This is a genomic window from Ruegeria sp. AE4 (genome assembly GCF_056542185.1).
In genome coordinates this window covers 682,324-705,018 of record NZ_JBQFZK010000001.1, presented here as the reverse complement: position 1 = coordinate 705,018, position 22,695 = coordinate 682,324, and the positions used below count along the sequence as shown (strand labels likewise).

The following is a 22,695-nucleotide window of genomic DNA, read 5'->3' as shown; positions in this document are numbered from 1 at the left end:
CACTCTGCTTGGGGCTTCGTAGAACGAAGAAAACCTCAGGGTGGATATGGAAAACGAGCCGTCTCCGATCATCTTATGGTTCCGACGGGATCTGCGCCTGTCGGACCATTCGGCATTGACTGCTGCTGTTGCAAGCGGCCGTCCGATCATACCAGTCTTTGTTCATGACCCTCTTGTGCAACACCTTGGCGCGGCCCCGAAATGGCGGTTGAGGTTGGGTCTGGAGGTCTTTTGCGACGCTCTGACGAGGCTTGGTAGCCGTCTGATCCTGCGGCGTGGCGATGCGCTTGAGCAATTGCGGACACTTGTCAAAGAGACGGGCGCAAAGGCTGTCTATTGGTCGCGGGCCTATGATCCAGCGTCGATCAGACGCGATACACAGATCAAAACGGCGCTGTCCGAACTGGGTGTAAGCGCAAAGTCGTTTCCTGGTCATTTGCTTTTTGAGCCCTGGACAGTAGCAACAAAGCAGGGCCAGCCGTTTCGTGTCTACACCCCTATGTGGCGCGCGGTTCAGCGGCGGGACGTGCCAGCGCCGGATGCGTTGGTGTCACGCTTGGCGGGGCCTGCAACCTGGCCTTCCAGTGATAAACTGAGCACCTGGCATATGGGTGCGGACATGTACCGAGGCGCTGCAATCGTGCGCCCCTATGTCCAACCCGGCGAGAAGGCCGCCCGCGATCGACTTGAGCACTTTCTCGACCAAGTCCCCCGTTATTCCAATGACCGTGACCGGTTGGATCTGGACGGAACATCAAACCTGTCAGAATACCTTTCATTGGGCGAGATCGGGCCACGCACGGTCTGGCACAGGGTTCAACAGGCTGCGATGACGGGAACCCCCGGCGCCGAGGCATTTCTGCGGCAGTTGGTCTGGCGTGAGTTTGCCTATCACCTGATGTTTCACTCACCGCATCTGCTGACTGATAACTGGAAAGCGGAATGGGATGATTTCCCGTGGAATATCGATCCAGATCACCCTGAAGTTGCCGCCTGGAGGCAGGCCCGAACCGGAATTCCTGTCGTCGATGCTGGCCTGCGGCAGATGTATGTGACAGGCCGTATGCATAACCGGGCCCGGATGATTGTTGCCAGTTACCTGACCAAACATCTGATGACACACTGGAAAATCGGGATGAACTGGTTCGAGGATTGCCTGATTGACTGGGACCCAGCCTGTAACGCCATGGGCTGGCAGTGGGTTGCGGGATCAGGCCCCGATGCGTCGCCCTTCTTTCGTATATTCAACCCCGAAACGCAGGCGGAAAAGTTTGATCCGCAGGGGGCTTACATGCGGCGCTGGATCGCCGAAGGCCAGACGAAACCCAGTGACGTTGCACTTTCCTATTTCGCTGCGCTTCCCGGTTCATGGAACCTGTGTCCGCAGGCGGATTATCCCGAACCTGTCGTGAAACTGGCGGATGGACGAAACCGCGCCTTGCGTGCGTATGAAAGCCGAAAATCCCACTAAGGAACTGAAAACTTGCCAGAAACAAAATCGCGGCCTAGCCTGATACCTGTGCCGCAGAGGGGAGAGCGGATGGTGCTGACGACGATAGAGGGGCAGTCGGATCTGCCCAGGTATTTCGCCCAGGTGTTCAAGATGCTGGCCCGAATGGAGTCGGGGCGACTAGACATAACATTGCCTGATGGCCGCATCTTTCGCGCAGAGGGGCCAAAGGCAGGGCCTGTTGCTCAGATCGATATCCACGACGGAGATGTTTTTGCCCGTCTGATCCGCGAAGGCGAGCTGGGGTTTTCTGATGCCTACCTTGAAGGACATTGGAGCACGCCTGATCTGCGCTCATTCATGGATCTTGTCCATCTGGGGTCCGAAACCGTCTATGACGGGTTTACTGGAAAGTTCCTTGTCCAGGCCTATGAACGGCTGCGGTTCTGGCTTCATCGCAATAGCCGGACGCAGGCGAAAAAGAATATCTCGTACCACTATGATCTGGGTAACGACTTCTACGGTTTGTGGCTGGATGACACGATGACTTATTCCAGCGCCATTTTTGAGACCGGGCAAGAAAGTCTTGAGAAGGCGCAAACTGCCAAATATGCCAGCCTTGTCGATGAAATGGGGGCCAAACCCGGTGACCACATTCTGGAAATCGGATGCGGTTGGGGCGGTTTTGCCGAATATGCCGCGAAAGAGCGGGGTTTGCATGTAACCGGCCTTACGATTAGTGAGGAACAGTTCAAGTTTGCTAATGAACGTATTGAAAAAGCAGGGCTTTCAGATCAAGTGACATTCAAGTTGCAGGACTATCGCGACGAGCGTGGACAATATGATGGCATAGCCTCAATCGAGATGTTCGAGGCGGTGGGTCAAAAATACTGGCCGGTTTATTTTGAAACCGTTCGTGAGAGGCTGAAGCCAGGGGCGCAAGCGACCTTGCAAATCATAACCGTAGGTGACCACCGCTGGGATTATTACAAGAACGGTGTTGATTTCATTCAGAAATACATATTTCCGGGTGGAATGCTTCCGTCGCCCACGATCCTACGGCAGCAGATCAATCAGGCGGGTTTGAATGTGGTGAAGTCGAAAGAATTCGGCAAAAGTTACGACCTGACGCTGCGGCGGTGGTATGAGACGTTCAATGCAAAATGGGAACAGATCGCAGACCTCGGCTTTGATGAGCGTTTTCGCCGCATGTGGAATTATTATTTGACTGCCTGTGGCGCAGCCTTTGACACGCGCAATTGCGATGTGACACAGATCACCGTATCAAAGCAAGTTAACTGACGGACCGTAACATGCCCACTGCCTCGCGTCTTGTAGCCGCCGTTTGTCTCATCGTGCTGGCATTCATTGTCTCTGGCATGATTATCGAAAACGGTGAAGAAGGTAAGGATTACGGGTACTTTACCCTGGTTAACATGGGCCTTGGCGCGGTATGCGGGTGGGGAATCATGGGCAAGCGTGCAGGGCGCGGCTGGACTGCTGGGATCAATAACGGTCTGACTGGTGTCGCCTCGCTGATTTTCTGGGCGTTGTTCGTGCAGGGCTGTTACGAAATGTTCCGGCTTGCCATGCGCAATCGTTACGGTGGCCCATTTGAGGCCATTCTGGCCATTTTCAAGATCGGGATTGAGTACGGTAAGCTGTTGATTTACCCGGAAATCCTGATTGCATTCCTAATTGGGGCTGTTGTATCGGGACTGGCCACAGAACAGGCCGCCCGATCATGGCGCTGATCCGTTTCCCGACAAGAGAGATCGACTTTGTCTGATTTGTTTTTTTATGGAACGCTGCGACACTTGCCGTTGTTGGAACGCGTTCTTGGTCATCCTCTGAGCAAAACCAAAGCGCGGCCCGCCCAACTTCGAGGCCATGCTGTCCATTCTGTTCAGGGGCAGGATTTCCCAATGATCCTGGAAATGGAAGGTGCCAGTGCCGAAGGTGTACTGGTGCAGGAATTGTCGTCTGTGGATCTGGCCAGGCTTGATTATTACGAAGGGTCATTCGACTATGATCTGAAGCCGTTGAAGGTCGAATTGGAAGACGGGACCGAGGCCGAAGCGCAGGTCTTTTTTCCTGCCCCCGATGCCTGGAGACCGGGTGATTTGTGGTCGCTTCAGGACTGGGCGGACAGATTGGGCGAACTTACAACGCTCGCCGCTGAGGAAGAGATGGCCTATTTCGGGAAGGTTGATCCCCGGATCTTGGCCCGCAGTATTCGCGCCACTCAAACGCGTGCCTGGTCAAAGATTATGGCCGGGCAGCGGAGAACCGGTGATCCGCGGGACATTGCAAAAGACGTGATCGTGCATCGCCATGACCGGGTGTATCTTGATTATTTCGGGATGGAGGAAATCGATCTGCAACATCGGCGGCATGACGGCAGCATGGGGCCGGTACTGCGCCGTGGAAGCTTGTTGCAGGGTAGTGCGGTCGGCGTTCTGCCCTATGATCCGGTCCGCGATACCGTTTTGATCGTGGAACAGTTCAGACCACCGGTTTTCCTGAACAACGATCCGGAACCCTGGCTTTGGGAAGCGGTGGCCGGGATGATTGATCCGGGTGAGACACCCGAACAGGCCGCGCATCGAGAGGCGATGGAGGAGGCGGGTATTCGTTTTGACAGGCTGGAATATGCTGGCGGTGCCTACACCTCGAGCGGATCTTCCACCGGGTTCATGTATCTTTATGTTGGTCTGGGTGAGTTGACGCACACCACAATCACCGGTGGCCTGGACACAGAAGGTGAAGACATCCGCAGTCAAATCCTGCCGTTCGACGAATTCATAGACATGACGGATCGCCATGTTTTCAAGGATCTACAATTGGTGTCTCTGGCTTATTGGCTGGCCCGCCACCGGGACAGATTGCGCGGGTGACTATCCCGCTTGTGGTCGCGGCGGTGCGGCTGTAAATCTTCGATGGTACAAAACGACAAGGGGCCATCATGCGCATTGCACGAGATCTTGCTGACGCAGTAGGAAAAACACCGCTGATCCGGCTGCGCCGCATCAGTGAAGAAACTGGTTGCGAAATTCTCGGCAAAGCCGAATTCATGAACCCCGGTCAATCCGTCAAGGACCGTGCTGCACTCTATATTATCCGTGATGCCATTGCGCGGGGCGATTTGAAGCCCGGTGGCACCATTGTGGAAGGCACCGCCGGCAATACCGGTATTGGTCTGGCGCTGGTGGGGGCGTCAATGGGGTTCAAGACCGTGATTGTGATCCCGGAAACCCAGTCGGAAGAAAAGAAAGACATGCTGCGGCTGGCCGGTGCACAACTGGTTCAAGTTCCGGCTGCACCTTATCGCAATCCCAACAATTTCGTGCATTATTCCCGGCGTTTGGCCGAGGAATTGGCGCAGACGGAACCCAATGGGGCAATCTGGGCCAACCAGTTTGACAACGTGGCGAACCGTCAGGCCCATGTTGAAACCACTGGACCCGAAATCTGGGAACAAACAGACGGTAAGGTCGACGGGTTTATCTGTGCTGTCGGGTCGGGCGGTACGTTGGCCGGGGTTGCCGAAGCGTTGCAGCCCAAGGGTGTGAAAATCGGTCTGGCCGATCCTATGGGTGCGGGTCTCTACTCCTACTACACCACCGGTGAAATCGCGATGGAGGGCGGATCGATTGCCGAAGGTATCGGACAGGTGCGGATAACAAAGAACCTGGAAGGGTTCACGCCGGATCATTCCTATCAGATCACTGACACCGAGGCGTTGCCGTATATCTTTGACCTGCTCCGTGAGGAGGGGTTGGTCATGGGCGGGTCGACCGCGATCAACATGGCGGGCGCCGTGCGTCTGGCCAAGGAAATGGGGCCGGGCCACACGATTGTGACTGTCCTTTGCGACTATGGCACACGGTATCAGTCCAAGCTGTTCAACCCGGATTTCCTGCGCGAAAAAGACCTGCCGGTACCGAATTGGATGACCGAAGCACCGCGCAGCATTCCTGGCGTTTTTGAGGACGTGTGATGCCCAAGCAGGTTCGCCTGTTTCTGACACTGGTTTTCCTGTGTCTTGTCGGGGTCGCAGGCGGCGCTGTTGCGCAGCTGACCGACAGGCAAAGTGAGTATTACCGGGGCTGGATAAAAACTGCGGACCGTGCCGAGTCGGTGATCGAAGCGAACCGTGCGTCAAACGCTGCGTTCGAGAATTTGCGTTCTGAAATAAACGGTTACCGAGAGGACTTTAACAAGGCGCGCAGCGCCAACACGGATCGTATCGCAACGCTGGAAAGCCAGATCAAGGCGCTTGGTCCGAAACCCGAAGGGGACGCGACCGAACCTGAAGACATCGCCAAACTGCGAACTCATCTTAATGATCAGCTCAACAGTTTGCGCGTGCCCCGCATCATTTCCGAAGAAGCGTATAGCCGCGCAAACGGATTGATCAGTGAAATCGACCAGATTATCCGGACACGGCAGACAAAGGAGTTCTTCCAGCGCGGCCCGTCGCCAATCAACCCCGTATATTGGGGACCCGCATGGCAGGATGTAAAAGAAGCGTTTCTGAGCCTGGCGAACGAAACACTTGCCAACCTGCGTTCGGACGTCGTCAAAGAGAATATCCGTGATCGCGGTTTGGCTATTCTGTTTCTCGTGAGCCTGGCGGCGGTTTTACTGGTCTTCGGCAAGCGTTGGTCCGAGCGGGGCGGCGATTATCTCAGGACGCTGGGCGGAGCGGGGACCGGGGCCTGGTCCTTCATCATTTCGCTGTTGCGAATACTGTTGCCCTGGATTGGTGTCGTTGCCGCCATCGCTGCGATCAGCTTGTCGGGTGTTCCCGGCCTGCGCGGCAGCTTGTTGCTGGAGAATATCTCGTATTGGGCGGCAATCGCCTTGTTCTACGACTGGATCGGCCGACAGATTTACCTGATTGGCGCCTCACAGGGCTTCAAGCGCCTGTCTGCCGCGCGGATCACCGAATTGCGCATCTACATCGATCTGTTGGCTTTGATGCTGATCCTGCACGAATTGGCGCTCCTGTTTCAGCAGATCGAAAATGTCTCGGATGCGACCCGTGCGGTTATCAGCTTTCCAGTGATTGTCGGAACGGCATTGCTTTTGCTCCGCGTGCGGCAAATCCGAACGAACGACCGCCTGCTGGACCAGACGGCGTCTACCCGGGCCGCTGGATTCAGCCAGTTGGTAGAATTCCTGCGCAAGGCCATGTTCCTGCTGGGGATCGCAACACCCGTACTGGCACTGGTTGGCTATACTAATGCGGCCGAAGCGATTGTGTTTCCGGCGGTAAAAACACTGGTTCTGATTGCCGCACTGGCAATTTTTCAACGGTTTGTCAGTCAGATATACGGATGGATCACAGGGCAGGGCGACGCTGCGCGCGACTCTCTTTTTTCAGTCTTGGTGGGCTTTGCACTGGCCATCGTCGCGCTGCCTGTTCTGGCGATATACTGGGGCGCGCGCGAAACGGACCTGCTTGAAGTATGGTCACGTCTGTTGCTTGGCTTTGACATCGGTGGTGTCACGATCTCACCCAGCAATTTCCTGACATTTATCGCCGTTTTCGCAATCGGTTATACGCTGACGCGGTTGTTGCAAAGCGGGCTGCGCAACTCGCTGTTACCCAAAACCAGTATCGATCCGGGCGGGCAGAACGCAATTGTCGCTGGCTCGGGGTATATCGGGATATTTCTGGCTGCGTTGGCCGCGATCATGGTCGCGGGGTTTGATCTGTCGTCTCTGGCAATTGTCGCAGGTGCACTGTCTGTCGGTATTGGCTTTGGCCTGCAAACGATTGTGTCTAATTTCGTGTCCGGTATCATCCTTCTGGTCGAACGGCCGATCTCCAAGGGTGACTGGATCGATGTGAACGGGATGATGGGCTACGTGCGTGACATCTCCGTCCGATCGACCCGGATCGAGACGTTCGACAGAACGGATGTGATCATTCCAAACTCGGACCTGATCAGCGGCGTCGTCACCAACTACACACGTGGCAATACCATCGGTAGGGTGATTGTACCGGTCGGTGTCGCCTACGGAACAGATACACGGCTGGTCGAGACCATTCTGGGCGAGGTCGCAAACAACCACCCGATGGTTCTGGCCAACCCGGCGCCCAGTGTGGTGTTTCAGGGATTTGGAGCGGATGCGTTGGATTTCGAGATCAGAGCGATCCTACGGGATGTGAACTGGGTTTTATCCGTCAAATCCGACATGAACCACGAGATCAATCGACGCTTTCTGGAAGCGGGTATCGAGGTGCCGTTTGCACAGCGTGATATCTGGTTGCGCAATCCCGAAGCTTTGCAGACCTCGAACAAGGTTAAAGAGGCAGGCCTTGCGCCCAAACAGAACACAACCGATTCAACGGCAGGAAAGCCAGTTGAGCTGACAGAATCTGATCTGGACCCTGACGCGGGCGATGAAATCTGACGACCAGCCCGACAGCTGAAAGGTCGCGTTTCTGGTCGCTTGACGCTCTGGGTAGACTACCGGATTTAATTGATCCTTTCCGATGATTTCACCGAATTGGGGACTTGCAAATCTCATGACATTGGTCCAAACATCGCCGGCACGGAGAGGTGGCCGAGTGGTCGAAGGCGCACGCCTGGAAAGTGTGTAGGCGGGGAACCGTCTCCAGGGTTCGAATCCCTGTCTCTCCGCCATTACCCCCTTAGTCAGAAACCCAAACCCGCCCCAGCGTCTCGGCTGTGTACAACGTGGTTTCGTGTACCACGCCGGGTCTTCGAAAGCGCAGGATTTTAAATCCAGGACACTTTTGCTTTTCCTAAAATGAACGCGCGTTAAGCCGGAAAACGAAAAAAATACCATAAACATTAACAAAAATGTCCATTTGATATAGAATTACAGTGTTTTTGTTCGGTAACTCTTGGGTTTTCGTGTGGCGCAAACGCTTTATGATAAATACGGTGGCTTCAAAACGATTAGCCGTGTCGTGATGACCTTCTATGAAATGGCGTTGGATTCGGATGACATCGGCCATTATTTTGAAGATATTGATATGCCGCGGTTGATTGATCATCAGACGAAGTTTGTATCGTCCCTGATTGGCGGACCGGCGTCATTCAGTGATGACAGGATCGAAGCCGTACACAGGCATCTGAGTATTTCACACGACGAATTTGATGTGATGGCTGAGCTGTTTGGCGAAGCGCTGAGCGTGCATGGTATGTCCGATCAGGATATCAAAACCGCGCTGGCTGCAATTGAAGGGAAGCGTTCAATTATCGTCGCCCGAAACGCGGCATGAGCATTCATGCAATAAACGAACAGCTGTTACGCGCCATCGGTGTCGGCATTGCCGTGGTGCGCGCCTCGGATCTTCAGTTCGTTTTTCATAACGGGCCGTTTTCGGAGTGGTTTGGAACCCCCGAGAACGGCAGTACTCTTACGGACATTCTTCCCGCCCTTGATCCCAAAGAATTGGAAGACGTCAAGCAATCGGGCTTGAGATATTCGGTTGAATTGCAAATCAAGCCGAAGCGGCGGACCTTGATCTTTGCAGTCGCAGTTTCGTTGGCCAAAGGGCTGTCCGAGCAGGTTCTGATTGTCGAATGCCAGAACATCACGCGCATTCGCGAGCTGGAAAGCATGATCGACAGCTATTCCACCATGGTCGAACGCAACACGCGAGAGCTGGAGCGCGAGAAAGAGCGGGTTGAACGGCTGCTTTTGAACCTGATGCCACGGGCCGTTTATGAAGAGTTCAAAACCTTCGGTGTTGTCACTCCGCAGCTCTACAAGCAGGTGTCTGTAGTCATGCTGGACTTTGTGGGTTTCACCGATTTCGCGGCCAAGACCGACCCGACAGTGACCCTGAGCGAGTTGAACGACATTTTCACAGCGTTTGACAGGATCGTTGAGCAATTCGGGTGTGAAAGGATCAAAACAATTGGTGACGCATATCTTGCGGTCTCAGGCATGCCTGACCCGACACCCGATCACGCGACGGCAGTGGCCCATTGCGCGGTACGTTTCCTGCGTTATCTCGAACGCCGGAACGAAAGCCACCCGCACAAATGGCAGGCCCGGATCGGTTTGGGCATGGGGGCCGCGGTCGGGTCTGTCGTGGGTATTCAGAAATACGTCTACGACGTTTTCGGTCCGGCGGTAAATATCGCGTCCCGACTGCAAATTTTCGCCAATCCTATGAAAATCGTTGCGCCGGAAGAGATGAAATACGCCCTGATTGACGAATTTCAGGTCTCGGACCTGGGACGTGTTGATATAAAGGGAATGGGCGAGATGAATCTGATCAACGTAACGTCCGGGCTGAGCTTACCGCAAAGCAGCCGAACTTTTTGACAGGTGTCAGTCGTCCTGCGGGATCAGGCCCAGCCCTCGCAGGTAGATTCCAATGCCGCTTTCCAGCAGGTCTTCCGGGGGGAAGGGTGACGTCGCTCCGGTATTGCGCGCGTATAATTCAACCACGCCATGGCTCATCGCCCAGATATGTGCGCTGAACATCGACGCGGGCGGGCGCTTTTCAGGTGGAATATGTTGTGACAGGTCGTCGGCGGCTTTTTCAAGAACCGATTTGGCCCGATTGGCGGCCATTGATAGTTCGGGGGTGCGATTCAACGAAATTCCACTTTCGAACATGGCGATGTAATGGCCGGGGTTCTTCCGCGCAAAAGCCAGATAGGCCCGCCCGGTTGCCTCGAAGGCGGCAAGGGCAGAGGGTTGGCCCTTGTCATAAGCGTATTGCATCAGGTCCGCGAACATCTCGAACCCTTGCCGTGCAGCTTCGGCGATAAGGTCTTCGCGCCCTTCAAAATGGCGATAGACAGCGGCGGGTGTTACGCCAGCGGTTTTGGCGGCTTCAGATAACGTAAAACCTGTCGGCCCCTTTTCTTCGATCAGGGACAAGGCTGCCTCGATCAGGGCTTGCTTTAGGTTTCCGTGATGATAACCGCGTTTCGACATCCCGGCCTCAGGTTCTTTGATTAGGTATTGGAAGACAAGGGGATAGACCAAATACACACGGTCGTCCAACGCTTGCCCTTGAAATCCTTGGCCGGGCAGGGTGAAAACGCAACCTAGGCGTCCCAGACATCCGGACCACCGCAGATCAGGGGATCAATGTCGCCAATGCTTTTTGCGTCCTTCTCATCATAGTCCAGCGTGTGCAGAACCGTTTGAATTGCTGCAAGACGGGCGCGTTTCTTGTCGTCCGACCGGACAATTGTCCAAGGAGATATGTCTGAATGTGACCGGGTCAGAGTTTCTGAAATCGATTGTGTGTATTCGTCCCACTTGTCCAACCCAGCCACGTCAATAGGGCTGAGTTTCCATTGCTTTAATGGGTCGGTTTCACGGGCCAGAAAGCGGTTCAGCTGCTCAGCCCGCCCGACATTGAGCCAGAACTTGAAGAGTTTGATGCCATCATTGACCAGACCCGTTTCAAGCGGCAGAACCTGACGAAAGAACCGCTCGCGCTCTTCCTGGGTGCAGAAACCAAAGACGTTCTCGACCACGCCGCGATTGTACCAGCTGCGGTCAAAGAACACGATCTCGCCAGCGGCAGGCAGGTGAGGGATGTAGCGCTGAAAGTACCATTGACTGCGTTCAGTCTCTGAGGGTTTGCTGAGCGCCACATTGCGCGCGCCGCGTGGGTTCAGGTTTTCGCGAAACCGTTTGATCGTTCCGCCCTTACCGGCGGCATCGCGGCCTTCGAAGATGATGGCGATCCGTTGCGCCGTGTCCTTGACCCAAGATTGCATTTTGACCAGCTCGATCTGGAGCAGTTCCATCTGCTCTTCATAGTCTTTGGTCTTCATCTTCTCGCTATACGGGTAGGTCGGGTTCAGGATTTCGCCTTTCTTCGAATTCTTGATCTCGTCCCGCACAGCTTTGGGCGCGCTTTCCTGAAAATACTTCTCGATAGAACCTTTTTCGGTCCGGGCCATATGTCACCTCGCGATAAAACCCATATCCGACTATGGATTAGAGCTTGGATTAACGCAAACCTGCACGCCGCGCTGCACGATCAATTGCGGCGGCAACCTCGGGCGCTGCGACAACCTGCGGCATGTGACCGATCCCCGGTAACGCGACCAGTTCGGCCTGCGGGATTTGCTGGATCAGTCGTTGGGAATGCCACTCGAGGCCGACAGTGTCGTCGGCGGTGCCGTGAACGATTTCGGTTGGCACTGAAATCTCACCGTATTTTGGCTGCAATTGGGTTATCTCATCCAATAGATTGGCCCGTTGCTTGGCATTTGCATGCATGGAACTGCGCCGGATGGTCAGGCCGGGTCCGAAATGCTGGGCATATCCAGCGGGGGCCGATTGGGGCGCAAATACAGTGTCCAATGCCCGTGTCACGTACCAATCGGGCACGAAGGAAGAGATCAGGGGCAGGGCGAGCGCGTTGCCGACCGTGGTAGATGCCAATTGGTTAAACCCATCCAGCGGCGTTTCCCACGGAATGGCAGCAGGTGCGATCAGAACAAGCGCCGAGAGATCCTCGGGCCTTGTGACCGCCCATGCAAGTGCCACTGAACCGCCATAGCTTTGGCCCGCAACGATTGGCTTTTCCGCCCCAAGTTGGGCAGCAGCTTTTTGCAGGATATCCGCTTGCTCCGTGATCGTTTCACCGTCTGGGTTGAAACTTTCTGAAAACCCCAGGCCGGGCCGGTCAAAAACGATGACGCGGTAGTTTTCCGCCAGAATGGGTGCCAGCGCAAAGGTCATGTCGCGGGTGTTGCCGCTTGAGCCGTGAAGAAGGACAACATCCGGCCCATTCCCCATGATAACCGCATGAACGGCGATCCCGTCGACATCAAGAATCTGGCCTTCGGGTGGGAAAGCCGCTTCTGCCTGTGCTTCGTTCCGGGCGCTGCGCCACGCAGTCACAACGGCAAGGCCCAGAATGATGAGGCCAAAGGATATCAATGTTTTAGCGGCCAATTTCGCTCATATCAAAAGGCGTCGTCTGATAGATTTCGTTTATCCAGTTTCCGTAAAGAAGATGCGCGTGGCTGCGCCAACGGTTTTGAGGTGTCTTGGATGGGTCATCATCCGGATAGTAGTTGATCGGCACGTTGATGGGCGTGTCATTGGCGACGTCGCGGTCATACTCCTGTTTCAGCGTGTCGCTGTCATACTCAAAATGATTGAAGATATACAGTGCGCGGTGGCTGGGATCTTCGACCAGACAGGGACCCACATCATCACTGCCCAGCAGGGTCGTCAAACCCTGCGCGGCGTCGATCTCATCTTGTTTCATTTCCGTCCAGCGGCTGACCGGTATAACGCAATCGTCAGAGAACCCACGCAAAAAAGGTGATGCAGGGTTCAGGTTGCGGTGACGGAAACAGCCAAAGGCCTTGGCATCCAGCATGTGTTTTCGGACACCGTGAAAATGGTTGATCATCGCCATCCCGCCCCAGCAAACACCAAAGGTTGAATGAACGTTGGTTTGGGTCCAGTCGAAGATCTCGCTGATTTCATCCCAATAGGTGACATCACCAAATTCCAGATGCTCGATCGGCGCGCCAGTAATGATCAGGCCGTCGAACTTTTGGTCCTTGACCTCCTGAAAAGGTTGATAGAACTCGGACATATGCTCGGCGGCGGTGGTTTTTGTCTGGTGTTCCGTCATACGGATCAAAGACAGTTCGATCTGCAACGGGGTTGCGCCGATCAGGCGCGCAAACTGGTTTTCCGTCTGAATCTTCTTCGGCATCAGATTCAGCAACCCGATGCGCAGGGGGCGAATATCCTGACGCATTGCCTGATCCTCGGACATGACCATAACGCCCTCTTTGTTCAGGACGTCGAAAGCGGGCAGATCTGAGGGGATTTTGATGGGCATGTGTCTGACTTCGAAGAGATTAGGGAAAACTGGTAGTTAGGCGTTATTGCGTCTGGCCTCAAGGGTACGTTCGATCAACTCATCGAAATCGGCCGCATCGCGGATCTTGCCGATGTCATTGGCATCAATCGTCACGCCCCAGTTCTTTGCCATCGCCTCGTACCGGGGCTGACGATGGGCCAGGGCTTGTGCATAGGTCCAGCGGACAAAATCATCGGGGTTGACCTCGGTCTCTGCACAGCCGTGTTGATCCAGATACTCTGTCCAGGAACGGGTCAGGAAATCGGCCTGATAGGACATGGGTTTTGGGGCCTTGTCGAAACGGCGCACAAGATCGGCCGTATGACCCTCGTCACCCTTCAGCCAGATCATGAGGGTGTGCCGCGCGAGTTCGGACAAAACCTGATCCCTTGGGTCTTTGGGATCCACCCACTCGCAGATGGATCCGCCCGTATCGCAGATAAAGTGAGGATATTTGTACAGACGCTCGGCGCGGTCGATGAAGTATTCGGTGTCCAGCAGCGCATGAATTTCGGCCAAGCGAAACTGTTCCTGCCTGCGGCGGTATTCCGGCATGTCCAAGCCGCCCAGATCGGGGTTTCCCGGCTTGCCCAGATAAGCAGCAACAGGTGTCAGATTGGCGAATGAAATATTCGAACCGATATAGATCGAATCCGACAACAGCAGTTCACGCAAGAACGGAACTTTCATGGCCTCGGCCTTGGCATTGTCGGTGATGTACTCGCCCATATAGCGCGTTCCGATCCGGTAATCGATCGAGTAGTGGAACCAGTTCCCGGAATCTCTGAGGATGTTGGATACGTAGGTCTTGCCTAATCCTGACATGCCAAAGAACAGCACTTTCTTGCGGCTTGCGGTGCGCCAGTCATTGGCTGAGGTGTAGATCATTTTGCGCTGTCCTTTTTGCCCTAGCTAAATCGGGCAGCGCACGGCGTCAATTGGGCCGGGACGAACGATTCAGAACCAAAAGGCCAATCGCCAGAACGGCAAAGCCCAGAAAGGCGTTTGGGGACAGGGACTCTTCGCGCAGCAATGCGCCCAGAACAATAGCGACCGGGGGTATGACAAGCGTCACCAGCATCAGATTGCCACTGCCGGCCATTGCCAAAACCCGATAGTAAAGCAGATATGCGCCGGCCGTTGCGACTATCGCATAATACCCGATGGCCGCCCAGGTTATCGCGGGTAACGCCAAGCTGGGTATTCCATCAACTGCTAGTGTTATTGGTAATACCAGCACTGTCGAAGCCGTCAGCATACCGGCGGCGGCAATCACTGGGGAAAGGTGCGATAACGTTTGCCTCGCCCAAGCCGCGGCACATGCGTAGGAAACTGTTCCGGTCAACACTGCAATCTGAGCGGTGCTTTGCAGGCTGAAATTCAAGAAATTCTGCACTCCGATCGCGATTGAGACACCAAGAAAGCCCAAGCAGACACCCAGTAGCCGGGTCTTTGTCAATCGTTCGTCGCGAAAAAACAGTGCTGCAATCAGAACGCCGAAGATCGCAGTCGCCGCGTTCAGGATCGCCGTCAGACCCGTGTCAATGTACAGCTGCCCCCAAGCCATCAGGCTAAAGGGGATGACGTTGTTCAATAGCCCCATGACCAAAAAAGCGCCCCAGATACCGGGCGAGCGCGGCACCTTGATCCCCTTGATCCAAGTCACCAGCAACAAGACAAGCATGGCCCAGAATGTGCGATGCAAAACCGACGTCATCACGGGAAGCGTGTCCAGAGCGACCCGGATGGAAACAAAGGAGGCGCCCCAGATCAGTCCAAGCAACAAAAGCTCGGCCCAGGCGCGAAGAGAGAGGTGTTTTTGTGCATCCATACGGGCACTGTTTCATTGAAGTTAACCAACGGCGACCCGGTTCATGCGAAAAAGCCCCGCAGAAACTGCGAGGCTTTGTAGGAACATATGATACTCAGATCAGTTCAGAGCGTATGTGATCTGGAAACCAACGCTCCAGGCGCTGTTGCCTGTGAATGTACCACGTGCCGCCGGACCGGCGCCATTCGCGGTGGCATCTCCGATATCCGTGTAACGTACACCACCGGAAATTTTGGCATTCTCAAGAGAATAGGTGCCACCCAGACCGATGCTCCAGAACCCATCTGTCGGGCCGAGGTTCGACACCGGCGTACCTTGGGAAGATTCGTAGCCCAGTGTCACAGCACCAGAAAACTCTTCCGAGAACTGATAGCCCAAACCCAGAGAGTAGGTGAAGGTGGCTTCGTCATAGTCAACCAGGTTCGTGGTCGGCGGATAGTTTGGCGGGTTATACACAAGCTGTGGCCAGTCGACCCAACGGATCGAGCCAAACAACAATGTCTTGGGCGCCACACCGGTCTGGAAATCCAAGTTGATTGACTGCGGTGTTTCAATCTCACTTGTGGTGTTGAACGTTGCCACAGTCCCCGGCGGAATTGGTGGGATAGGAGGCGGATTGAGCGATTCTGTCTGCGAAAGGTCGTGGCTGATCTTGGAGTTATAAGTCAGCGATACACGTGCTGCGATTTCGGGTTTTTCCCAGGCGACACCAACAACATACCCAAATGCGGTATCAGCGCTGGTATCCACCTGATAGCCTGCGGTAATGGGAACAGTTATCGAGGCCTTGACGCGCTGCGCGCGAATACCACCGATCGCACTGAACCCGCCATCGAATTTGTAGCGCAGCAGCGCTGTGATGGCATCTGTATCCGCTGTCGCCCTCAGGCTGTCGGTTCGACCGCCGGGAATTGGGTTGATAGACAAGGGATACGTGCTCGCGTACTGAATATCGGCACCGAAGGGCTGATCATACATGATGGCGAAATCAAGCTTTTCTGTAAGCGCCGTTTTGTACCCCAAGTGCGGTGTAAAAAAGTCGTTCGCAACTTCACCTGAATCAACGGGTTGGCCACCATTTGTGCCAAAAACGTCTGGCATCGTACCGGTCACGCTTGGGTCGGTATACCCCAACCGAAACTGAACTGCAGAGCCTTCTTCAAAGATCAGGTTGATACCCTGACCGCTGCGGTCCAGGCCGCCTGCAAAACCAGCCGTTGCTCCAACGCACAAAGCGCACGTTGCGAGTAGTGTTGTTTTCATTCTGTCCTCCCGAACTTTTTCGAGTATTTGCCTGGCGAAGAATTGAGTGAGTCCAGCGCCTACTCGTGTGTAATGCGCGATACTTTCTTTTCAGTTAGTTTAAGGTCAACTGGTGACGGTGCGTTACTTGTTGCCACTACAGTTCTGAACTGTTGCTAAACTGTTACGATTTTCGGACCAGATGTTCAGGAAAATGCCTGCAAAGATGATAGCGGCGCCGATCAGCACCCAATGGTCGATGGGCTCGTGATAGAGGATCATTCCGATCACCGCGATTGTCGGAAGGCGTGCAAAATCAAAGGGAATTACGACGGTTGCCGGGGCGATAGACAGGGCATTGGTAATGCAAAAATGCGCCAGCAAACCCGCCAACCCAACCAGAATCAAGTAGGGCGCGGTTTGCATTGTCGGAAGCACAATCTGACCGTCGATGCCAGCGGCTGTGGCCCCAAGGACCGCTTGCATTGCGGTCAGCCAGAAAACGATACACCCAATACTGGAAAATCGCGTAAGCTTCTTGGTGGTAATCGTTGTAAACGCAAAGAAAACCGCTGATGCCGCTGCTGTTATTAAGCCGGGGCTCAGGGGGGCAGCGCCTGGGCGTGTGACGATCAGAACCCCTGAAAACCCAATTAGCGCCGCAATCAACTTGAGCGGGGTCAACCGTTCGTTCAGAAACAGCGGCGAAAGCAGGATCACCCAAAGCGGTTGAGTGAACTCCAGCGCGAAAACCTGTGCCAAAGGAGCCACTGCCACGGCGTAGAACCAGAGATTTTGCCCTGTAAAGTGTAAGGTGTTTCGTAAAGCATGCAATCCCAGCCGTTCGGCTGAAACCTGCTGCCAGTTGCGCGTTAAAGTCAGGACTGTTGCAACAACAACGAACCCCACGATGCTGCGATACATCATGATTTCAAAGGTATCATGCGCAGAACTCAGCTCACGCCCTGCAACCGCCATGGATGAGAATGAGGCGATCGCACCTGTCATCCATAGACCGGCCTTCAACACGTCTTTCTGCGCATGGCTCATTTCGGGCGTCCCTCAGGTTCGTCGCGTAGCCGCGCGGCCAAAAGACCGCAAGGCCAAGAGCTTATGATAAGCAGGCTAGGTTTGCCCGGCCATTCAAACGTCGAAGGTGCACCAGATTCAAGGTCGTATAGATGACTGCCCCGAACAAAGGCTTGAACGAGAAGGACGTTTTGCAGCTCAATCAGTTAAGTTTTACGCAGACACCCACCGGTTATTCCCACTCGATGGTGCCGGGTGGTTTCGATGTGATGTCATAGGTGCACCGGTTGATGCCCTTAACCTCATTGATGATCCGCGTTGCCGTTTCGCCCAGGAACTCATGGCTGAACGGGTAGTAGTCTGCGGTCATGCCATCGACAGATGTGACGGCCCGCAGCGCACAGGCGTAGTCATAGGTGCGTCCATCACCCATGACGCCTACCGTGCGCACTGGCAAGATGGCGACAAAAGCCTGCCAGATGTCGTCATAGAGGCCGTGTTTACGGATCTGGTCGATATAGATCGCATCGGCTTCCCGCAAAATACCCAGTTTTTCACGTGTGATCTCGCCGGGGCAGCGGATTGCCAGACCGGGCCCGGGGAAGGGGTGACGCCCGATGAAACTCTGCGGAAGGCCAAGTTCACGGCCAAGCGCGCGAACCTCATCCTTGAACAGCTCTCGCAGGGGTTCGACCAGTTTCAGGCCCATCTTTTCCGGCAAGCCACCGACATTGTGGTGCGATTTGATGGTTACAGAAGGACCGCCCGAAAATGACACCGATTCGATTACGTCCGGATAAAGCGTGCCTTGCGCCAGGAACTCGGCCCCTTCAATGGTGTCGGCGTGTTTCTGGAAGACGTCGATGAACAGTTTGCCGATGATCTTGCGTTTGGTTTCCGGGTCGCTTTGCCCTTCAAGTTCGCCAAGGAACAGTTCGGATTCGTCCGCGTGGATCAGTTGGATGTTGTAGTTGTCGCGGAACATGCCGACGACTTCTGTCGCCTCGTTCTTGCGCAACAGCCCGTGGTCAACGAAGACGCAGGTCAACTGGTCTCCAATCGCCTCGTGGATCAGGATCGCCGCGACCGAGCTGTCAACGCCGCCCGACAAACCGCAGATGACCTTCTTGTCACCAACCTGCTCGCGGATCTTGCGGATCATCTCCTCGCGATAGGCCCCCATGGTCCAGTCGCCCTTGAAACCGGCCAGCTTGACGAAGTTCTCGTACAGCTTCGCGCCCTTGGGCGTGTGGTGCACCTCGGGGTGGAACTGCACGGCATAGAAATGGCGCGCTGGATCGGCTGTGATCGCAAAGGGCGCGTTAGGCGATGTGCCAAAGACCTGAAATCCCGGCGCGATTTCACTGACGTGGTCACCGTGGCTCATCCAGACCTGTTCATCCCCGTCGTCAAACCAGCCCTTCAGAATTTCCAGTTCGTCTTTTGGCGTGACAAAAGCCCGACCGAACTCGGCGGTGCCATGGCCACTTTCGACCTTGCCGCCAAGCTGGTGCATCATCACTTGCTGGCCATAACAGATGCCCAGAATCGGCACGCCGTAGTCAAAAATCTCTTGCGGAGCACGGGGCGACCCTTCGCGCGTCACACTGTCCGGCCCGCCCGAGAAGATCACGGCGCGCGGGGCCATTTCCCGCACGAAATCCATCGTGACATTCTGGTAAGGGTGAATTTCGCAATAGACATTCAGTTCGCGCAGGCGGCGGGCAATAAGCTGCGTAACCTGGCTGCCGAAGTCGATGATCAGAAGGCGGTCGTGGGATGTCTGGGTCATGTCAGCGCCTTAGGGCAAGCCTGCACATTTCGCAAGAGCGAGGTCCGATTCCGGCGCGGGATTCGATGAAGATCGCCACACAGGCCTTCGGCACTCGTGTTTCCCGCCGTTCGTGATCCGAAGTAGACAGGTGCGGTAACAATTGGGCCGCACTTTCCAAAATCCGATTATCCCCAATGGCAGCCCGTTGGCGGGATTGCAGAACGGCAATGTCGCTTTTTCCCCCAACGTGCCGCAATCCCTATGCTTGCGTTCCGGCAAACCTGTATCAAACGCTCAATCTAACCAACAACACGGGATCTTCTCATGACCGAGGCAAACACCCGGCGCAGGGCGAGAGGTGGCGGTGGCGCTGCCCGCCGTGCCGAGCGGACTGCAGTTCGTATCGAGACCGCGAAATACATCGAACGCAACATTCCGAACTTCGAAATCCTCAATGAAGAGGCACTGGAGATCATCGAAAACAATGCGGAAACCGTGTTGGAAGAGATCGGTGTTAACTTTGTTGATAACCCTGCCGCTCTGGAACGCTGGCGCGACGCTGGCGCGGATATCGACGGTGAACGCGTGCGCATTCCGCGTGGCCTGGCTCGTGAGCTGATCAAAACTGCGCCCAGCGAGTTTACCCAACATGCCCGCAACCCCGAGAAATCGGTCGTAATCGGTGGTCGAAACATGGTTCTGGCCCCGGTTTACGGCCCTCCTTTCGTGCGCGATGCACAGGGCGGCCGTCGTTACGCGACGATGGACGACTTCAACAAGTTCGTGAAACTCGCCTATATGTCCAAGTGGTTGCACCATTCGGGCGGTACTGTGTGTGAGCCGACCGACATTCCGGTGAACAAACGCCATCTGGACATGTTGAAGGCGCACATGACCCTGTCGGACAAGCCTTTCATGGGTTCTGTGACCGATCCCAGCCGGGCTCAGGATTCGGTCGAAATGTGCGAAATCCTGTTCGGCAAGGAGTTCGTTCAGCAAAACACGGTGATGACGTCGCTGACCAACATCAACTCGCCGATGACATTCGACGATGTGATGATGGGCTCGCTGGAAGTCTATGCACGTAACAATCAGGCCTGCATCATCTCGCCCTTTATTGTGGGCGGCGCGATGGCGCCGGTCTCGGTGGCCGGTACTTTGACACAGGTTTTGGCCGAGGTTCTTGCCGGTGTGGCGTACAGCCAGATCGTCCGTCCCGGTGCACCCGCGATCTTTGGTGCATTCGTGACTTCGATCGACATGAATTCAGGTGCACCGACCTTCGGAACACCAGAAGCTGCGCATATCACCTATGGCGCGGGTCAACTGGCGCGGCGTCTGAACTTGCCCTATCGGTCCGCAGGATCGTTCTGTGGCTCGAAACTTCCGGATGCGCAGGCGGCTTATGAAACAGCGAACTCGCTGAATATGGGACTGTTGGCTGGCGTGAACTTCATGTTGCATGCCTGCGGCTGGCTGGAAGGCGGCCTGGTGGCCGACTTCGAGAAATTCGTTATGGATGCCGACCAGTTGGGTGTTTTGCATTCGCTGGCCAAAGGCGTGGCCTATGACGAAAACGCGCAGGCCATGGATGCGATCCGGGAAGTTGGCCCGGGCGGGCATTACCTAGGATGTGCCCACACGCAGGCGAACTTCAAGGAATCGTTCTGGAAGTCCGATCTGCTGGACTACAAGCCATATGAAACCTGGCAGGAAGAAGGCGCACGTGATACGCGGGCTCTGGCCTCTGCGCGGGTTGGACACCTGCTTGCTAATTACCAGCAACCGCATATGGAACCGGATACAGCCGCAGCGCTGGAAGCCTATATCGCCGAGAAAAAGGCCTCCATGCCGGATGCGTTCTCCTGATTACTGAAGGACCGGGGCGCGGCTGGCCTGATACAGCCGCGCCTCACCCAACAGCGCGATAAGAATGTCGAGATGCCGGACCAGAGAGTATGCGGCATCATCTTCTTTGCGCAGTTCATTTACCTCTTTTTCCATCTCCATCAGTCGCAGCAGGGCCTGACCTGAACCCGGCAATGATCCGTATCCCAGAATACGTTGCAGATGCCTGTCCCGGTTGTACTCTCTCGCTCCGAAATTTGCGGCTCTTGCCAACATGCGTGGGCGGTGAAGCGTTGAGATCATTGTCATCAGGTCCTGCATCTTATGTGTCCTGTGTCTGAAGGTTTACGGGACCATTAAATGCACAACCTAAGCGGGTGTTGCCTGCGTGACAGCCTCTCCGAACGATGGTTTCACGACTGTTTATCTTTTTGAATCAAATCTGGTTCGTGCCTTGTGAGGTTAACGAACGAGTAACGAATGGACCTCTAGTTAGATTTGGTTAACCCGCAATCCGAGGGCGAAAAGTGACATTTTGTTTTGTCGACGAGGGCAAATAATCATGGAAAACAACATGGCTTTCACCATTCCGGCATGGGTTCCAGAGGGGGCGCAAAGATACCTTGCTCATACCGAAACCGGACGCTCGATCCGCGATATCGCGAGATCGGCAGGTTGCCATGCGTCAACCATCCTCCGGCAAATCCGGCGTATCGAGATGCGCCGTGACGATCCATTGGTGGATGCTGCTTTGCAATCGCTGGCAGAAACACATTTTTCCATGTCCGATGACGCAGGCGACGCGGTCGTGATCGCGGATGAAGCTGCCCAGGAAGAAGCGTTCGAAAGAGAAGCATTGCGCATTTTGCGCCGCCTGAGTGAAACCGGTTCGGTTCTTGCCGTGGCTGAAGAAATGGACAAAGCGGTAGTCGTTCGCGACACCGGCAACGCCGGAGCGACCAGAACCGCGGTCGTCGATTGCGAGATCGCTCAGGCTCTGGCCTTAAAGGACTGGATTTCCTGCGATAACCCCGGTCGTATTTCACGGTATCGGATTTCTGCAGCTGGCCGAACGGCCCTGAGCCACCTGATTGCGAAAGCGGAAAACAAGGCGCGGGTGGGGACTGAATTTGGATTTGCCGAAGCCCAGTCGTTGTTTCAGTCTAAGACGTCGGCCGGGGCGGCTGACCGGATCAAGCGCATTCGCTATAGTGCCACGGAAAGCCCGTTGGTTGCCCTTGCACGCAGACGTGACCGCGATGGCAAGCCTTTTCTGGATGAATCGCTTGTCAGCGCCGGGGAGCGTTTGCGCGAAGATTTCGAATTGGCGCAGATTGGCCCACAGGTTTCACAGAACTGGGAGCGGTTTCTAACGGCTGGTGGCCGCGGCAGTTATGACAGTGAAAGCCACGGAGGAAAGGGGTCATCCGACGCGCGGGACCGCGTGGCGCGGGCCTTGTCTGATCTTGGCCCCGGACTAAGCGACGTTGCCCTGCGGTGCTGTTGCTATCTCGAAGGGTTGGAACTGGCGGAAAAACGCATGGGCTGGTCAGCACGATCCGGAAAGATTGTTCTGCGGATCGCGTTACAGCGGCTGAAGCGCCACTATCAGGATCAGGCTGAACGCGACCGCATGATAGGCTGAAGGCACAAAAAAAGGCCCGTCA

Annotated in this window: 20 protein-coding genes and 1 tRNA gene; 11 read left to right on the top strand and 10 right to left on the bottom strand. The window is 55.3% G+C overall.

Annotated features, from left to right (window positions below; translation table 11 throughout):
• Positions 1 to 46 precede the first annotated feature (46 nt).
• The 9 genes from ACR0EK_RS03570 to ACR0EK_RS03530 all read left to right on the top strand — a co-directional run bounded on the left by ACR0EK_RS03570 (position 47) and on the right by ACR0EK_RS03530 (position 9,769).
• Positions 47 to 1,471 carry a cryptochrome/photolyase family protein gene (locus ACR0EK_RS03570; RefSeq protein ID WP_480565276.1) on the top strand — a complete coding sequence of 475 codons (1,425 nt, stop codon included), beginning with the start codon at positions 47 to 49 and terminating at the stop codon, positions 1,469 to 1,471.
• A gap of 69 nt (positions 1,472 to 1,540) precedes the next feature.
• The gene (locus ACR0EK_RS03565) at positions 1,541 to 2,752 is read left to right on the top strand and encodes a class I SAM-dependent methyltransferase (RefSeq protein ID WP_480565022.1); all 1,212 of its coding nucleotides are present in this window, start codon (positions 1,541 to 1,543) and stop codon (positions 2,750 to 2,752) included.
• An 11-nt stretch (positions 2,753 to 2,763) separates the two neighbouring features.
• Positions 2,764 to 3,204, top strand: a complete 441-nt coding sequence (locus ACR0EK_RS03560; protein ID WP_480485825.1) for a TrgA family protein — start codon at positions 2,764 to 2,766, stop codon at positions 3,202 to 3,204.
• Positions 3,205 to 3,231: 27 nt separating this feature from the next.
• Positions 3,232 to 4,347 carry an NUDIX domain-containing protein gene (locus ACR0EK_RS03555; protein WP_480485824.1) on the top strand — a complete coding sequence of 372 codons (1,116 nt, stop codon included), beginning with the start codon at positions 3,232 to 3,234 and terminating at the stop codon, positions 4,345 to 4,347.
• A 68-nt stretch (positions 4,348 to 4,415) separates the two neighbouring features.
• Positions 4,416 to 5,450 carry a cysteine synthase A gene (locus ACR0EK_RS03550; RefSeq protein ID WP_267367392.1) on the top strand — a complete coding sequence of 345 codons (1,035 nt, stop codon included), beginning with the start codon at positions 4,416 to 4,418 and terminating at the stop codon, positions 5,448 to 5,450.
• Entirely contained in the window at positions 5,450 to 7,876 is a 2,427-nt protein-coding gene (locus tag ACR0EK_RS03545) for a DUF3772 domain-containing protein (RefSeq protein ID WP_480565020.1), read from the top strand. The genes ACR0EK_RS03550 and ACR0EK_RS03545 overlap by 1 nt, the downstream gene beginning before the upstream one ends.
• A gap of 143 nt (positions 7,877 to 8,019) precedes the next feature.
• Positions 8,020 to 8,109: transfer RNA gene (locus tag ACR0EK_RS03540), tRNA-Ser, on the top strand.
• 236 nt (positions 8,110 to 8,345) lie between these two features.
• A complete protein-coding gene (locus ACR0EK_RS03535; protein WP_209596705.1) occupies positions 8,346 to 8,714 on the top strand; it encodes a group I truncated hemoglobin in 369 nt (122 codons plus the stop codon).
• Positions 8,711 to 9,769, top strand: a complete 1,059-nt coding sequence (locus ACR0EK_RS03530) for an adenylate/guanylate cyclase domain-containing protein (RefSeq protein ID WP_209504102.1) — start codon at positions 8,711 to 8,713, stop codon at positions 9,767 to 9,769. Before ACR0EK_RS03535 ends, ACR0EK_RS03530 begins: the two co-directional genes overlap by 4 nt.
• Positions 9,770 to 9,775: 6 nt before the next feature.
• Here the strand turns inward: ACR0EK_RS03530 and ACR0EK_RS03525 are convergent, their stop codons facing one another.
• From ACR0EK_RS03525 to guaA, 9 genes are all read right to left on the bottom strand, one after another.
• On the bottom strand, positions 9,776 to 10,390 hold the full coding sequence (locus tag ACR0EK_RS03525) for a TetR/AcrR family transcriptional regulator (RefSeq protein WP_209504101.1): 615 nt from the start codon (positions 10,388 to 10,390) through the stop codon (positions 9,776 to 9,778).
• Positions 10,391 to 10,503: 113 nt separating this feature from the next.
• On the bottom strand, positions 10,504 to 11,373 hold the full coding sequence (ppk2, locus tag ACR0EK_RS03520; protein ID WP_480565018.1) for a polyphosphate kinase 2: 870 nt from the start codon (positions 11,371 to 11,373) through the stop codon (positions 10,504 to 10,506).
• A gap of 49 nt (positions 11,374 to 11,422) precedes the next feature.
• Positions 11,423 to 12,376 carry an alpha/beta fold hydrolase gene (locus ACR0EK_RS03515; RefSeq protein WP_480565016.1) on the bottom strand — a complete coding sequence of 318 codons (954 nt, stop codon included), beginning with the start codon at positions 12,374 to 12,376 and terminating at the stop codon, positions 11,423 to 11,425.
• Positions 12,366 to 13,283, bottom strand: a complete 918-nt coding sequence (gene metA, locus ACR0EK_RS03510; protein ID WP_480565013.1) for a homoserine O-acetyltransferase MetA — start codon at positions 13,281 to 13,283, stop codon at positions 12,366 to 12,368. The genes ACR0EK_RS03515 and metA overlap by 11 nt, the downstream gene beginning before the upstream one ends.
• Positions 13,284 to 13,319: 36 nt before the next feature.
• Positions 13,320 to 14,192, bottom strand: coding sequence for an ATPase (locus ACR0EK_RS03505; RefSeq protein WP_480472449.1), 873 nt, complete (start codon positions 14,190 to 14,192; stop codon positions 13,320 to 13,322).
• A gap of 46 nt (positions 14,193 to 14,238) precedes the next feature.
• Positions 14,239 to 15,135, bottom strand: a complete 897-nt coding sequence (locus tag ACR0EK_RS03500) for a DMT family transporter (protein ID WP_480565010.1) — start codon at positions 15,133 to 15,135, stop codon at positions 14,239 to 14,241.
• Positions 15,136 to 15,234: 99 nt separating this feature from the next.
• On the bottom strand, positions 15,235 to 16,398 hold the full coding sequence (locus tag ACR0EK_RS03495; RefSeq protein ID WP_480481189.1) for an OmpP1/FadL family transporter: 1,164 nt from the start codon (positions 16,396 to 16,398) through the stop codon (positions 15,235 to 15,237).
• A 123-nt stretch (positions 16,399 to 16,521) separates the two neighbouring features.
• Positions 16,522 to 17,427, bottom strand: a complete 906-nt coding sequence (locus tag ACR0EK_RS03490) for a DMT family transporter (RefSeq protein WP_480565007.1) — start codon at positions 17,425 to 17,427, stop codon at positions 16,522 to 16,524.
• A gap of 211 nt (positions 17,428 to 17,638) precedes the next feature.
• Positions 17,639 to 19,198 carry a glutamine-hydrolyzing GMP synthase gene (guaA, locus tag ACR0EK_RS03485; RefSeq protein WP_480505386.1) on the bottom strand — a complete coding sequence of 520 codons (1,560 nt, stop codon included), beginning with the start codon at positions 19,196 to 19,198 and terminating at the stop codon, positions 17,639 to 17,641.
• Between the two features lie 306 nt (positions 19,199 to 19,504).
• On the opposite strand from guaA, the gene ACR0EK_RS03480 reads away from it, so the two are divergent.
• Positions 19,505 to 21,049, top strand: coding sequence for a trimethylamine methyltransferase family protein (locus ACR0EK_RS03480; protein ID WP_480565004.1), 1,545 nt, complete (start codon positions 19,505 to 19,507; stop codon positions 21,047 to 21,049).
• Here ACR0EK_RS03480 and ACR0EK_RS03475 read toward each other — a convergent pair whose 3' ends face one another.
• Positions 21,050 to 21,349 carry a DUF6477 family protein gene (locus ACR0EK_RS03475; RefSeq protein ID WP_480481181.1) on the bottom strand — a complete coding sequence of 100 codons (300 nt, stop codon included), beginning with the start codon at positions 21,347 to 21,349 and terminating at the stop codon, positions 21,050 to 21,052.
• A 241-nt stretch (positions 21,350 to 21,590) separates the two neighbouring features.
• Here ACR0EK_RS03475 and ACR0EK_RS03470 point away from each other — a divergent pair, with 241 nt between their 5' ends.
• Positions 21,591 to 22,673 carry a DUF6456 domain-containing protein gene (locus ACR0EK_RS03470; protein ID WP_480565001.1) on the top strand — a complete coding sequence of 361 codons (1,083 nt, stop codon included), beginning with the start codon at positions 21,591 to 21,593 and terminating at the stop codon, positions 22,671 to 22,673.
• Positions 22,674 to 22,695 lie beyond the last annotated feature (22 nt).